The 13,798-nt window shown below is 54.1% G+C and carries 15 protein-coding genes; all 15 read right to left on the bottom strand.

The window, feature by feature from the left end; all coding sequences use genetic code 11:
* Positions 1–9 precede the first annotated feature (9 nt).
* Complete coding sequence (locus G163CM_RS22960; RefSeq protein WP_231826395.1) at positions 10–1,173, bottom strand: ROK family transcriptional regulator; 1,164 nt, start codon at positions 1,171–1,173, stop codon at positions 10–12.
* Positions 1,130–2,383: an N-acetylglucosamine-6-phosphate deacetylase gene (locus tag G163CM_RS22955; RefSeq protein WP_231826394.1), complete on the bottom strand. Its 1,254-nt coding sequence runs from the start codon at positions 2,381–2,383 to the stop codon at positions 1,130–1,132. The genes G163CM_RS22960 and G163CM_RS22955 overlap by 44 nt, the downstream gene beginning before the upstream one ends.
* Positions 2,376–3,152 (bottom strand): glucosamine-6-phosphate deaminase, encoded by a 777-nt coding sequence (locus G163CM_RS22950; RefSeq protein WP_231826393.1) that lies wholly within the window; start codon positions 3,150–3,152, stop codon positions 2,376–2,378. Before G163CM_RS22950 ends, G163CM_RS22955 begins: the two co-directional genes overlap by 8 nt.
* A gap of 1 nt (position 3,153) precedes the next feature.
* Complete coding sequence (locus G163CM_RS22945) at positions 3,154–4,668, bottom strand: sodium:solute symporter family protein (RefSeq protein WP_231826392.1); 1,515 nt, start codon at positions 4,666–4,668, stop codon at positions 3,154–3,156.
* Positions 4,669–4,913: 245 nt separating this feature from the next.
* Complete coding sequence (gene rpoS / locus G163CM_RS22940; protein ID WP_015963258.1) at positions 4,914–5,906, bottom strand: RNA polymerase sigma factor RpoS; 993 nt, start codon at positions 5,904–5,906, stop codon at positions 4,914–4,916.
* A gap of 105 nt (positions 5,907–6,011) precedes the next feature.
* Complete coding sequence (nlpD, locus tag G163CM_RS22935; RefSeq protein WP_015963257.1) at positions 6,012–7,169, bottom strand: murein hydrolase activator NlpD; 1,158 nt, start codon at positions 7,167–7,169, stop codon at positions 6,012–6,014.
* 125 nt (positions 7,170–7,294) lie between these two features.
* The gene (locus G163CM_RS22930; protein WP_015963256.1) at positions 7,295–7,921 is read right to left on the bottom strand and encodes a protein-L-isoaspartate(D-aspartate) O-methyltransferase; all 627 of its coding nucleotides are present in this window, start codon (positions 7,919–7,921) and stop codon (positions 7,295–7,297) included.
* Positions 7,915–8,676, bottom strand: coding sequence for a 5'/3'-nucleotidase SurE (surE, locus tag G163CM_RS22925; RefSeq protein WP_015963255.1), 762 nt, complete (start codon positions 8,674–8,676; stop codon positions 7,915–7,917). Before surE ends, G163CM_RS22930 begins: the two co-directional genes overlap by 7 nt.
* Positions 8,657–9,706, bottom strand: coding sequence for a tRNA pseudouridine(13) synthase TruD (gene truD / locus G163CM_RS22920; protein ID WP_231826391.1), 1,050 nt, complete (start codon positions 9,704–9,706; stop codon positions 8,657–8,659). Before truD ends, surE begins: the two co-directional genes overlap by 20 nt.
* Positions 9,703–10,182, bottom strand: a complete 480-nt coding sequence (gene ispF / locus G163CM_RS22915; RefSeq protein ID WP_015963253.1) for a 2-C-methyl-D-erythritol 2,4-cyclodiphosphate synthase — start codon at positions 10,180–10,182, stop codon at positions 9,703–9,705. The genes truD and ispF overlap by 4 nt, the downstream gene beginning before the upstream one ends.
* Entirely contained in the window at positions 10,182–10,892 is a 711-nt protein-coding gene (gene ispD, locus G163CM_RS22910; RefSeq protein ID WP_231826390.1) for a 2-C-methyl-D-erythritol 4-phosphate cytidylyltransferase, read from the bottom strand. The genes ispF and ispD overlap by 1 nt, the downstream gene beginning before the upstream one ends.
* A gap of 24 nt (positions 10,893–10,916) precedes the next feature.
* Complete coding sequence (gene ftsB / locus G163CM_RS22905) at positions 10,917–11,228, bottom strand: cell division protein FtsB (protein ID WP_015963251.1); 312 nt, start codon at positions 11,226–11,228, stop codon at positions 10,917–10,919.
* Between the two features lie 163 nt (positions 11,229–11,391).
* Positions 11,392–11,718: a DUF3561 family protein gene (locus G163CM_RS22900; protein ID WP_015963250.1), complete on the bottom strand. Its 327-nt coding sequence runs from the start codon at positions 11,716–11,718 to the stop codon at positions 11,392–11,394.
* Between the two features lie 43 nt (positions 11,719–11,761).
* Complete coding sequence (cysC, locus tag G163CM_RS22895; RefSeq protein WP_149463406.1) at positions 11,762–12,367, bottom strand: adenylyl-sulfate kinase; 606 nt, start codon at positions 12,365–12,367, stop codon at positions 11,762–11,764.
* Positions 12,367–13,794 (bottom strand): sulfate adenylyltransferase subunit CysN, encoded by a 1,428-nt coding sequence (cysN, locus tag G163CM_RS22890; RefSeq protein WP_231826389.1) that lies wholly within the window; start codon positions 13,792–13,794, stop codon positions 12,367–12,369. The genes cysC and cysN overlap by 1 nt, the downstream gene beginning before the upstream one ends.
* Between the last annotated feature and the right edge of the window lie 4 nt (positions 13,795–13,798).

The following is a 13,798-nucleotide window of genomic DNA, read 5'->3' as shown; positions in this document are numbered from 1 at the left end:
GCGGTGAACTTATTCACCTTCAGCCACCACACTGTTCATGACGAACGCTGGACGCTCACTGTTCTCAATTACGCCAAGCGCGAGGCCGTTCGCAGGATCGATACTTTCCGGAATGAAGTGCAATTTAGTGTGCTGTAAGGTAAATGATAAAGCACTTTGTTCGACTCCCTTCTGAACGGCTTTAACAAAAGCAGCACTCTGATTCCAGGGACAATCTACAATAATATCCCCAGGGTTGAGCAACAGAACAATTTGCCCAAGGGCGTGTCCCAAATAAGTTCCTGCTTTTATCATGACCACATTCATTGCATCCGGCGCGGTCAAACGCGTCGCCCAGGTCAGTCCTGGCTGTCGCTGAGAGAGAGCTTTTTGGATCGCTGGTTGACTGATCATCATTTCCAGACAACCCGCACGGCCACATGAACAAATTGGCCCAGACGCTTCCACGCATAAATGACCGACTTCCCCTGCCGTCCAACTGCTGCCTGTATAGACAGCATTATTCACAACCATCGCGCCACCAACGCCTTCACCTACACGCAGATAAAAATGGTTTCCAGAGGAAGAGAGCTGTAATGTCTGCACAGCCAGCAGCGCAGCGGCTTTAACACTGTTCATCACCAGTAGCGGCACGCTTGTTTTTGACTGTAGCGGTGTCAATAAATCGATATCCTGCCAGCCAAGATGCGAGGAGTGATGCATCCACCCGCGCAGTGGGTCGATAATCCCCGGAAATCCGAGCGCAATGCCGATCAGGGAAGGATATCGTTCGACAAGTTGCTGACACAGTTCGCCTAGCTCACGAAGAAGCGCTGCCGGATCCTGAGTTTCCGTTTTCCAGGTCCGCTCTTCCAGAACCTGAGAAAAATAATCGCAGACACGCAGGTGCACCCGCTGACGTTCAATCATTATCCCCGCACTTAATCGCCTTTCGGGGCGAAGGGCGATGCGGATCTTGCGTCTGCCAGCCCCCGAAGATGATAGCGGCCCTTGTTCCTCTACCATCCCCGAGGCAATAAGATCATCAATAATCAAAGAAACTGTATTTTTGCTCAATGTCAGCTGACGAGCGAGATCCTGGCGGGTCGTACACTGCTGACGACGTAAGGCCGCCATCACTCGCTTTTCATTATTGATACGGAGGATTGCTGGCCCCTTCCCTGTTTCTTTCATGACTGAACTCAACTGGTTGACGCAATTCCGTCAGTCTATCAGCATCCTGCGTTTCGTCACCCCATACTTTCTGCGCTTTTTTCCAACATGAAGAAAGGCGGATCCCCTGAGAAGGATCGTATTGAAAAAGAATGAAATCCGCAGGCGCGCCAGCGGTTAGACCGCCCTGCTGCGGGAGCGACAGTTGACGTGCCGGTCGTACAGAAGCCATATCAATTGCCGTACGCAAATCGACCAGGGATGAACGAAGCAGATAATTCACCCCTTCCAGCAGACTGCGTGCGGAACCCGCCAACAGCTGCGGGTTATCTCTGAGTGAAAGCCGCCCGTTCTCACTTAGCATTACCTCTCCGCCGATGTGAGAGTGATAATAACCTGGAGCCAGGCCTGCAAAACTGGTGACATCGCTTACCAGAATCGCCTGCTCGCCTTTGGCTCGAATAAAGACTTTTAGAACGGATATGGGTAGATGCTCTCCATCGGCAATCATGGTGCAGGCCAGACGATCGTCAGCCAGTTGCTGCCAGATATAGTTGGGGTGGCGCGGTAATTGAAGATGCGCACCATTACCCAAATGTGTAGACATACTCGCCCCCGCTTCGACGGCCTCATCAATCTGCGCGGGTGTCGCGGCAGTATGTCCAATCGAAAACAGCACATCATCATTTTTGTATCGACGTATAAACTCCGCCGTTTCAGGCCATTCCGCAGAAAGCGTCAGGATGCGGATACGCCCCTTTGCCAGCTGTTGCCACTCATCAAATAAACCCGTGTCTGGGGGGCGGATCTCACTTTGTGGGTGAGCCCCTCGCGGGCCATCCTGCGGTGATAAAAAGGGACCTTCAAGATGGAACCCCGGAATCGCCTCCCCAACCCATTGAGATCGTTCACAAGCCCTGGCAAGAACAGCCATCGATTTTCCAATCGTGTCAGGTACGGCGGTAATAACGGTTGGCAGCCAGCTTGTAACGCCATGCTGCCAGAGTTGACGAACCGCGTGCTCCACCTGCTCCTCACTGAATGGATAGTGATTAAAATCAATCCCCTGAAAACCATTAATTTGCAGGTCAACAAATCCTGGCGCGATAATTGGCAAGGACGCATCCGTTTCATCGCACAGATTTATCGACTGAATGACGCCCTCCTCGAGTACCACTTTTACGGGTTTAAGGTGACGGTAATCTCGCGCGTATATCACTGACTCAGTCAAGAGGCACCTCCGGACAAGCATCAACGTCGGTAAATAACAGACAGTTGGCATGTTGGCGAAGAATCGTCGCCGGACAGCGCGTGGAAACAGGTTCGTTCAGCGTGCGAATCACGGCTTCTCGTTTAGTGGCTCCCGGCACAATACAAAACAGATAATCGGCTTTCAGCAACGTCGGGATAGTCAGTGTTAACGCGTGCGTTGGCACCGAGTCCAACATTGGGAAGCAACCATCGTTAACCTGCTGCTGGCGGCAAACATCATCCAGTTCAACATGTTTAATAATCTTCGGGTCGGCAAAATCAGCCACTGGCGGATCGTTAAAGGCGAGATGACCGTTTTCACCAATCCCCAGACACACCGCATCAATCGGCGCTTCACTCAGCAATGTTCCGTATTGCTGGCATAGTTGCTGGGGATCGCCATTACCTGGAATCAGATGTACCGTTCCGGGTTTAACCAGGTTGAACAACCTTTCCTGAAGAAAATGGCTGAAGCGCTGTGGCGCGGACAGACTAAGCCCAATATATTCATCCATATGAAAAACCGTCACGCGAGACCAGTCGATACCCTCTGCTCGTGCAAGCGTCGCAAGGAATTCATTTTGCGAGGGAGCGGCTGCAAAAATCATTCTTACCTGGCGCTGACTGGACAACCGCATACGAAGCCATTCAGCCACACACCTTCCGGCCTCTTCCCCCATCATCTGGCGATTTCCGTAGCGCAACACCGTCAGGTTGTCTTTTTTAAATTCAGTAATTCCATTATCCATTTTATGCCTCCTGAGAATGGCTCATCTTTTTCGCAGGTGAGGTTGAATCACTCTCCTTGCTCAGCGCGGCCAGCAGATTTTCAATTTCCGGACGTACCGGAGAAGGTAATACCCATCCCATCACCGTATAGATAACTAATGAAGAGAGCACCGGAGCGGCGACGGTCAGAGCAGTACTTGCATCGGTCAGCACAAACTTCACGGTGAAGAAGGCCCCGACGCCAATCGCCCAACTCACCAATGCCGCAGCGCTACCGCTTCGTTTGAACCATGGTAACAACCCCAATAGCATCGGAATTGAGATCGGACCAACTAAACCGCCAAACCAGATGACTAATAACGACAACACACCACCAAACCGGCTGGCATTCAGAGCAATAACCAACGTTGTGATAATGAATAAGAACGCCGTAACACGTGCCGCCAGAAGCGACGTTTTTCCGCGTTTAAAACGCCCAGGTAGCATAACAGGCAGGATGTCACGCGTGACAACAGCGGTAATTGCATTGGCGTCAGAAGATGTCATCGATAACGTGTGGGTAAACATGGCAATCAATACCAGGCCAATCAGACCATTAGGTAAGAGTTCCATCGCCATTACGGAGTAGGAACGTGAAGGATCGCTAATGTCAGGGTAGAGAATCGGCGCGGCCCACATCGGCCAGAACAGAACCAGAGGCCATACCAGATACAGGAGTGAAGAAAGCAGTGCCGCTTTACGTGCTTCCCGTCCACCGGGCGACGCGATAAAGCGCTGAGCCAGGTTCCATGTCCCCCCGTTGTAGCTCAGGGTATAGATAACCAGATAGGCAGCAATAAAACCAAGCGTGTATGGCTCCTGAACAATTTGCGTATGATTTACCGGTAAACGATCCCAGATGGTGAAAAGTTCACCCGCACCACCGAGATGAATTGCCACAGCCACGACCATGACAATGGCAGCGACAAACTGAACGATAAACTGACCAAAGTCGTTGCAGGCATCGGCCCACAATCCCCCCATGACCGTGTAGAACATACTTAATGCGCCGGAAATGCACATCCCTATTATCGGGTCTAATCCTGTGAAGACGTTGATAATGACTGAAATTGCCGCCCATTTAGCGCCCACATCAAACGTCTTGAGCAGCACACCGCTCCATGCCAGAACCTGTTGTGTCGGGACGTTATAACGAGTCGCCAGATATTCCATTGGCGATTCAATATTCAAATGAATACGCAGGCGTGCCCAACGAGGGGCAAATACCCATGCGCCGATAAGCACCGCAATCGCGATGGGTAATGCCCACCAGAAATAGATAGTGATGCCATAGTTGTACGCCACGGCAGCGTAAGCGACAAACACGGCGGCACTGTAGCCGGACATGTGGTGAGAGACTCCGGAAAGCCACCATGGCATTTTCCCTCCCGCTGCAAAAAAATCTCGCGTACTGCCGACGCGTCTCATCGCCCATAAGGTAATAACAACAATCATTAGCGCATAAAGCGCGATAACAACGTAATCAAGAGCGTTCATCCCAGACTCCGCTTAATAGGTTGTGGATCCCGCTGACAAGGGTTACGACGTTCCTTATCAATTAGTCCTTACTTAGGACCAATTGAATGTGACAGATCATCGCTGTCGGTTTTGTGACCGAATTCGCGGATCGTAAAAGTGATCTTTAAGAGAGATTTTTTGCAGGGTGCGTAAAAAAACCCGGAAATGTCACCATTTCCGGGTTTCGAGATTGTTGTCGGATCAAATGATCCTGTGTTGCTTACTTATTCGCGGAACAGCGCTTCGATATTCAGCCCCTGCGTCTGCAAAATTTCACGCAGACGACGCAGACCTTCAACCTGAATCTGACGAACGCGTTCACGAGTCAGGCCAATTTCGCGGCCCACATCTTCAAGCGTTGCAGCTTCATACCCCAGTAAACCGAAACGACGTGCCAGCACTTCACGCTGTTTGGCGTTCAGTTCGAACAGCCATTTGACGATGCTCTGTTTCATGTCATCGTCCTGCGTGGTGTCTTCCGGGCCGTTTTCTTTTTCATCGGCCAGGATGTCCAGCAGCGCTTTTTCAGAGTCTCCGCCCAGCGGCGTGTCGACCGAGGTAATGCGCTCGTTGAGACGCAGCATACGGCTTACGTCATCAACCGGTTTATCCAGCTGTTCGGCTATCTCTTCTGCGCTTGGCTCGTGGTCCAGTTTATGGGACAACTCGCGCGCCGTACGCAGATAGACGTTCAGCTCTTTGACGATGTGAATCGGCAAACGAATGGTACGGGTTTGGTTCATAATCGCCCGTTCAATCGTCTGGCGGATCCACCAGGTCGCGTAGGTTGAAAAGCGGAACCCGCGTTCCGGGTCAAACTTCTCAACGGCGCGGATAAGCCCCAAATTGCCCTCTTCGATAAGATCCAACAACGCCAGACCACGATTGCCATAACGGCGGGCAATTTTTACCACCAGACGCAGGTTACTCTCGATCATCCTGCGACGGGAGGCGACGTCTCCACGCAATGCACGACGTGCAAAATAGACTTCTTCTTCGGCTGTTAACAGTGGAGAATAACCAATCTCTCCAAGGTAAAGCTGAGTCGCGTCCAGCACACGCTGTGTGGCCCCCTGCGATAACAGCTCTTCCTCAGCCAGGTCGTTATCACTGGGTTCCTCTTCTACTAAGGCTTTCTCATCGAAAACCTCTGCTCCGTTCTCATCAAATTCCGCGTCTTCATTTAAATCATGAACTTTCAGCGTATTCTGACTCATAAGGTGGCTCCTACCCGTGATCCCCAGGCAAAGCACCTTATCACTTCATCTTCAGACGGCGCGTTTACACCGCCTGAATGACTCCGTGCTTAGTACTCTGCCGAATTATCGCTGCGGCAAATACTGCAGCGGGTTTACGGATTTCCCCTTGTAACGAATTTCAAAATGCAAGCGTGTAGAACTGGTTCCGGTGCTACCCATGGTAGCTATTTTTTGCCCCGCCTTAACCTCTTGTTGTTCCCGGACCAGCATTGTGTCGTTATGGGCGTAGGCGCTCAGGTAATCATCGTTGTGTTTGATGATAATTAAGTTACCGTAACCTCGCAGCGCATTACCGGCATACACAACGCGACCATCCGCGGTCGCGGTGATAGCCTGTCCTTTGCTACCTGCGATATCGATGCCTTTGTTGCCTCCTTCGGAGCCGCCAAAGCCTTCGATGATTTTGCCGTCAGTTGGCCAGCGCCAGGACGAAATTGGCGCGCTGGTTGTCGTACTGCTGGCATTCGGTACGGAAGAGCTCGCAACCGGTGCTGTTACAGGCGCTGTGACTGTCGTCGCAGGCTTGTTATTAGGCAACATCTTGTTAGCACTTTGTTCACCTGAATCCTCAGAATACGTAATTGTTGGTTGCGACGCAACAGCCACGGTTGAATTTTGTGCAGGTTTTGCGACCGTCGTCTGAGAAGTGGTTGCCGCTTGCGTGCTGGCCATGGCAACCGGATTATTGCCGGTGATCGGCTGGCCGGACGCGTTCCCAACTTGCAGCACCTGGCCGACGTTCAGCGCGTAAGGCGCAGCGACATTGTTGCGCTGCGCCAGATCGCGGAAGTCGTTACCGGTGACCCATGCGATATAGAAAAGCGTGTCGCCATGCTTGACGGTATAGGTACTGCCGCCCGCATAACTGCCTTTCGGAATATCGCCGTATTTACGGTTATAGACGATATGACCGTTCTGCATTTGCACCGGCTGCTGGGCAACAGGCTGCTGACTGACCGGCTGAATCTGCGTCGGCTGAGTTTGAACCGGCTGCACCGGTTGGATTTGCGGCGTGGCTGGCACGCTGTTTTGCGCCGTTGCGCCCGCTTTCTGCTGCGGCGTGATGAGCATGCCGGAATTGGTGCTGCTGGAGGTGTTTCCGTTAACAGAGGTTACCGGCGCAGGCGGATTGTCCGAAGACGTACAGCCTGCCAGCCAGAGTGAAACCAGTGATAATGCCGCAACACGGCGTACGGTGATTTTTGGGCTTCCCGCGCTCATTTATCCCCCAGGAATAGTGTTAACTGCCAGTGTGTTAATAACCGTGTCGCGTCCATCGTGGACTCTTACAAAGTCTCCCCACGATACGCTGAATTGTGCCGAAAAACCTAAGAAAAATCCGGGTCTCAGGCCAGCTCTCCTTTGACTAAAGGAACAAAACGCACGGCTTCCACGGTATCAATAATGAATTCGCCACCCCGTCGATGAACGCGTTTTAAAAACTGATGTTCATCGCCCACGGGTAAAACGAGAATGCCGCCTTCATCCAGCTGCGACATCAGCGCCACCGGAATTTCCGGCGGTGCGGCCGTGACGATAATGGCGTCGAAAGGCGCACGCGCCTGCCAACCCTGCCAGCCATCGCCATGGCGAGTAGAGATATTATGCAAATCAAGCTGCTTCAGGCGACGTCTTGCGTGCCATTGCAAACTTTTAATGCGTTCAACCGAACACACGCGCTGCACCAGATGCGCCAGAATCGCGGTCTGATACCCGGAGCCGGTGCCAATTTCCAGCACCCGCGATTCCGGTGTTAACTCAAGCAGTTCGGTCATCCGCGCAACCATATAGGGCTGAGAAATGGTTTGCCCCTGACCTATCGGCAAGGCGACGTTTTCCCAGGCTTTGTGTTCAAACGCTTCATCGACAAATTTTTCGCGTGGAACGCGGGCAATAGCATCCAGCACCCGCTCGTCACGAATGCCCTGCGTGCGAAGTTGTTCCAGAAGCGCCAGTACGCGTCCGCTTACCATTGCGTATCCACTCCCGCCTGTTCCAGCCAACTGCCTACGACTTCACGGGCGCTGTGCGCGGTTAAATCGACATGCAGCGGCGTAACGGAAACATACCCTGCGTCAACCGCGGCAAAATCCGTATCCGGGCCAGCATCCTGTTTTTCGCCCGGCGGGCCAATCCAGTAGAGCGTATTGCCGCGCGGATCCTGCTGCGGGATCACTTTATCTGCCGGATGACGGCTGCCGCAGCGGGTCACGCGAATGCCTTTGATTTGATCGAGCGGTAGGTCCGGTACGTTGACATTGAGAATACGCCCGGTGCGCAGCGGTTCACGCGCCAGCGCGCGCAGCAACGTACAGGTGACCGCCGCCGCCGTGTCGTAATGCTGCGTGCCGTTCAGCGAAACCGCCAGTGCCGGAAAACCGAGATGACGCCCCTCCATCGCCGCCGCGACAGTACCGGAATAGATAACGTCATCGCCCAGATTCGGCCCGGCATTAATACCCGACACGACGATATCAGGACGCGGGCGCATCAGGGCATTGACGCCGAGATAGACACAGTCCGTCGGCGTGCCCATCTGCACGGCGATATCGCCGTTTTCAAACGTAAAAGTACGAAGAGAAGATTCCAGCGTCAGCGAGTTTGATGCGCCACTGCGGTTACGATCGGGTGCAACTACCTGAACCTCGGCAAATTCCCGTAAGGCTCTGGCCAGTGCCTGTATGCCTGGCGCGTGGATCCCGTCATCGTTACTCAGCAATATTCGCATATTCACCTGTTGTATTGATAAGTTCCCTTACCACGCTGGTCGCAAAGCTGCCCGCCGGGAGCCAGAAACGCAACTCTACGGTTACGTCGTCCCACCAGTTCCACTCAAGCTGTTGTGGATAGAGCAGCATCGCGCGCCGCGCGGCTTCTACTTTTTCACGCACCAGCAGCGACTGGAGCGCGGTTTCTTCTGCAAGCTGAAGTTGTTCAAATGCGAGCGCTTCACGCTGGGTTCCCCAGTCGCCGCTCCCCGGCATTGACGCGGTGATCATCAGTTCGCGCGCGTCCACACGTGTTTGCAGTTCGGGCATTTCTTCAGGCGTGGCGACAAACCAGCTGCCGCGTCCCGCTAATTGTAGCGCATCGCCATCAACAACTTGATTAAATTCCGGTTTCTGTAAGCGCGCGCTCGCCAGTTGATTAAACAACGCACTACGCGCTGCCGACAACCAAAAACTGCGTTTATTACGATCGCGCACCGGCGCACCGCTTTCGGCCCAGCGCAGCGCGCCCTGCAGGTTACTGCCGCCAATACCAAAACGCTGAGCGCCGAAATAGTTCGGCACACCCTGGGCGTTAATCGCCTGCAGGCGCGTGTCAACATCCTCGCGATGGCTGACTTCGCGCAGAATAATCGTGAACTGATTGCCTTTCAGCGCGCCTAAACGCAGTTTACGCTTATGTCGCGCATACTCCAGCACCTGGCAGCCTTCCAGCTCGAACTTACTTAAATCGGGCATCTCTTTGCCCGGCACGCGGGCGCAGAGCCACTGCTCGGTGACCGCGTGTTTGTCTTTCTGCCCGGCAAAGCTCACTTCGCGAGCGTGAATTTTCAGGAATTTTGCCAGCGCGTCGGCCACGAAACGGGTATTGCAGCCATTTTTCAGGATGCGTACCAGAACGTGTTCGCCTTCGCCGTCGGGCTCAAACCCTAAGTCTTCCACCACCAGGAAATCTTCCGGGTTGGCTTTCAGCAGCCCGTGTCCCTGCGGCTTACCGTGCAGGTAAGTCAGGTCATCGAATGCAATCATTTGTTTGCCTTATACAACAGAGCGACCGCTTCGCAGGCGATGCCTTCACCGCGCCCGGTAAAACCGAGTTTTTCAGTGGTGGTCGCTTTTACGTTAACGTCATCCATATGGCAGCCAAGATCTTCAGCGATAAAGACACGCATCTGCGGGATGTGCGGCAGCATTTTCGGCGCCTGGGCAATGATGGTGACATCGACGTTGCTCAGGGTGTAGCCCTTCGCCTGCACGCGTTTCCAGGCCTCACGCAGCAGCGCGCGGCTGTCTGCGCCTTTGAACGCCGGGTCGGTGTCCGGGAAAAGTTTACCGATATCGCCCAATGCCGCCGCGCCAAGCAGGGCATCGGTTAAGGCATGGAGCGCGACGTCGCCGTCCGAGTGGGCGAGCAGCCCTTTCTCGTAAGGGATGCGCACGCCGCCGATGATAATCGGCCCTTCGCCGCCAAACGCGTGTACATCAAAACCGTGTCCAATTCGCATTATGCTTTCTCCTGGTGTCCCGATCGGGTGAGGTAAAATTCTGCCAGCGCCAGATCTTCCGGGCGTGTCACTTTAATATTATCAGCGCGTCCGGCGACCAGCGCCGGATGAAAACCACAATATTCCAGCGCCGAGGCTTCATCGGTGATGATTGCGCCTTCGTTGAGCGCCCGGGTCAGGCAATCGAAGAGTAATTCGCGGGGGAAAAACTGCGGCGTAAGGGCGTGCCACAGATCGTTGCGGTCAACCGTATGGGCAATCGCAGATTTGCCGGGCTCCGCGCGTTTCATGGTATCGCGCACCGGCGCGGCCAGAATACCGCCGACGCGGCTGGTTTCGCACAGCGCCAGAAGACGCGCCAGGTCATCCTGATGTAAACAAGGGCGTGCGGCATCGTGCACCAGCACCCATTCGGCATTGCCAGCGGCTTTCAGGCCTGAAAGCACGGAATCGGCACGTTCGGCGCCACCGTCAACGACGGTAATTTGCGGATGCTGTGCCAGTGAGAGTTGGCTGAAGCGCTCGTCTCCGGGAGAGACGGCGATGATCACCCGCTGGACGCGCGCATTTGCCAGCAGCGCATCCACCGAATGTTCGAGAATCGTTTTGTTACCGATTGAGAGATATTGTTTCGGGCAGTCCGTTTGCATGCGGCGACCAAATCCGGCCGCCGGAACCACGGCGCAAACGCCCGGAAAAGTTGCTGCCATGTGTTAATCCTGGGCTTATTCTGTTTATCGGTTTGTTTGCCCTGAACTCTGATTGCGTTTCGACGCATCCGGCACCAGGCGGTAGAAGGTTTCACCCGGTTTCGTCATGCTGAGTTCATTGCGTGCGCGTTCTTCGATAGCTTCCTGGCCGCCGTTAAGGTCATCAATTTCGGCGAAAAGCTGATCGTTGCGCGCTTTTAATTTGGCGTTGGTCGCCTCTTGTACTGACACGTCATCACGGACCCGGCTAAAGTCATGCAGACCATTTTTGCCGAACCACAGTGAATACTGCAACCACACCAGCAAAGCCAGTAATAGCAGCGTTAATTTACCCATCCTGCCCCCTGAAAAACGGCATCATCATCCCAAAACTTGCCGTCGTACTCTACGCCGGCTGCGGACGATACCGCGTCACGCGGGCAATGTATCACATTTTGCCTGCCGATACTTATGTCTCGTTGTCGGGCGATTGTGCGGATTTTCACAAAAAACGTCAGGCTTAACCCATCAACCATAGAAATAATAGACCGCACAACGCGGCGACGGTAAGCAACGTTGCGATAATACTGTAGCGCAATTTGCTGTTCACCAGCGAGTGGATTGCCACGCCAATCACCACGGCAACGGGCATCAGCGCAAGGAAGAAGGGCCAGGTATAGAGGAAGAAAAACAGGGTGTTATTGCCATACCAAAGGTAGGGAATACCCAATGCAATCAGCCAGGCAACGAAACCCACGGTTGCGCCTGACAAAGACCAGGTGGTTTCGTCATCGGGCGGGGGTATGGACTCTGAACGCGTCAGGCTGATGTTTTGAGTATTGCGCATAGTTAATCCTGTCAGGCCGGGCAACGATACGCCCGGCACTCTCTCAGGATCTGATGATATCGTCCTGTCTCAGCAGGTCTAACATTTGGTCCACTAAATTTGTTACCAATTGTTCACCATCGAGGTGGATTTCAGGACGTTCAGGGGATTCATAGACTGAATCAATACCGGTGAAATTGCGCAGTTCACCGGCACGCGCTTTCTTGTATAAGCCTTTGGGATCGCGGGCCTCGCAGGTATCGAGCGGCGTATCGACGAACACCTCGATAAAGCGCCCTTCCCCCACTCGCTCACGCACCATCTGGCGCTCAGCACGATGCGGAGAGATAAATGCCGTTAAAACCACCAGCCCGGCATCCACCATCAGGTTAGCCACTTCACCCACCCGACGGATATTCTCTTTGCGATCGTCATCACTAAAGCCGAGATCGCTGCACAAACCGTGACGCACGTTATCGCCATCCAGCAGATAAGTGCTGACGCCAAGCTTATGCAGCGCCTCTTCCAGCGCCCCGGCAACGGTCGATTTTCCCGAGCCCGAAAGCCCGGTAAACCACAGCACAACCCCACGGTGACCGTGGAGTTGCTCACGCTGTTGCGCAGTGACCGGATGGGCGTGCCAGACGACGTTTTCGTCATGCACCGCCATCACTTGCCTCCCAGCAGGTCACGCGCGCCCCAGTGTGGGAAGTGTTTACGCACCAGCGCATTCAGTTCCAGCTCAAACGCGCTGAATTCCGATGCCACTGCCGTGGAAGTGGTATTCGGTTCGCGTACCATGCCTGCGCCCACCGTGACGTTGGTCAGACGGTCGATAAAGATCAGGCCGCCGGTAACCGGGTTTTGCTGGTATTTATCCAGCACCAGCGGTTCATCAAAGGTCAGATCCACCAGACCGATGCCGTTCAGCGGCAGGTTATCAACGTCTCGCTGCGTCAGGTTATTGATATCCACCTGATACTGAATACCGTCCACGCGGGCGCGGGTTTTCTTGCCTGCGATTTTGATGTCATAGCTCTGACCCGCCGTCAGCGGCTGTTCCGCCATCCACACCACATCCACAGATGCGCTTTGAACGGCAGGCAGCGTTTCGCTGGCATCCAGCAGCAGGTCGCCACGGCTGATGTCGATTTCATCTTTCAGCACCAGCGTCACAGCTTCGCCGGCAAAGGCTTCCTGCAAGTCGCCATCGAAAGTAACGATGCGCGCAATGGAAGATTCCACGCCTGACGGCAGCACTTTAATGCGTTGCCCCACGCTGACATGCCCGGAAGCCAGCGTGCCGGAGAACCCACGAAAATCGAGGTTCGGGCGATTCACGTACTGTACCGGGAAGCGCATCGGCTGCGTGTCGACCACGCGTTGAATCTGCACGGTTTCCAGCACTTCCAGCAGCGTCGGGCCGCTGTACCACGGCATTTTATCGCTCTGGGTGGCAACGTTATCCCCTTCCAGTGCCGATAGCGGTACGAAGCGAATATCAAGGTTGCCAGGCAACTGTTCGGCAAAGGTCAGATAGTCCTGACGGATCTGCTCAAACTTCTCTTCGCTGAATTCAACCAGATCCATTTTGTTCACCGCGACGATCAGGTGTTTGATCCCCAGCAGCGTGGAGATAAAACTGTGGCGGCGGGTTTGATCGAGCACGCCTTTACGTGCGTCGATCAGCAGGATCGCCAGGTCGCAGGTGGATGCGCCGGTCGCCATATTACGGGTGTACTGCTCGTGCCCTGGGGTGTCAGCGATGATAAATTTGCGTTTCTCGGTTGAGAAATAGCGATACGCCACATCAATGGTGATGCCCTGCTCACGCTCGGCCTGTAAGCCATCCACCAGCAGCGCCAGATCCAAACGTTCACCCTGCGTACCGTGGCGTTTACTGTCATTGTGCAGCGAAGAGAGCTGATCTTCATAAATCTGACGGGTATCGTGCAGCAAACGGCCAATCAGCGTACTTTTGCCGTCATCCACGCTGCCGCAGGTCAGGAAACGCAGCAGGCTTTTATGTTGCTGGGCGTGCAGATACGCTTCAACGCCGCCTTCATCCGCAATTTGTTGTGCAATTGAACTGTTCATGGCG

This window comes from Pseudocitrobacter corydidari (genome assembly GCF_021172065.1).
In the GTDB taxonomy this organism is placed as follows: Bacteria; Pseudomonadota; Gammaproteobacteria; order Enterobacterales; family Enterobacteriaceae; genus Pseudocitrobacter; species Pseudocitrobacter corydidari.
This window is presented reverse-complemented; position numbering and strand designations above follow the sequence as displayed.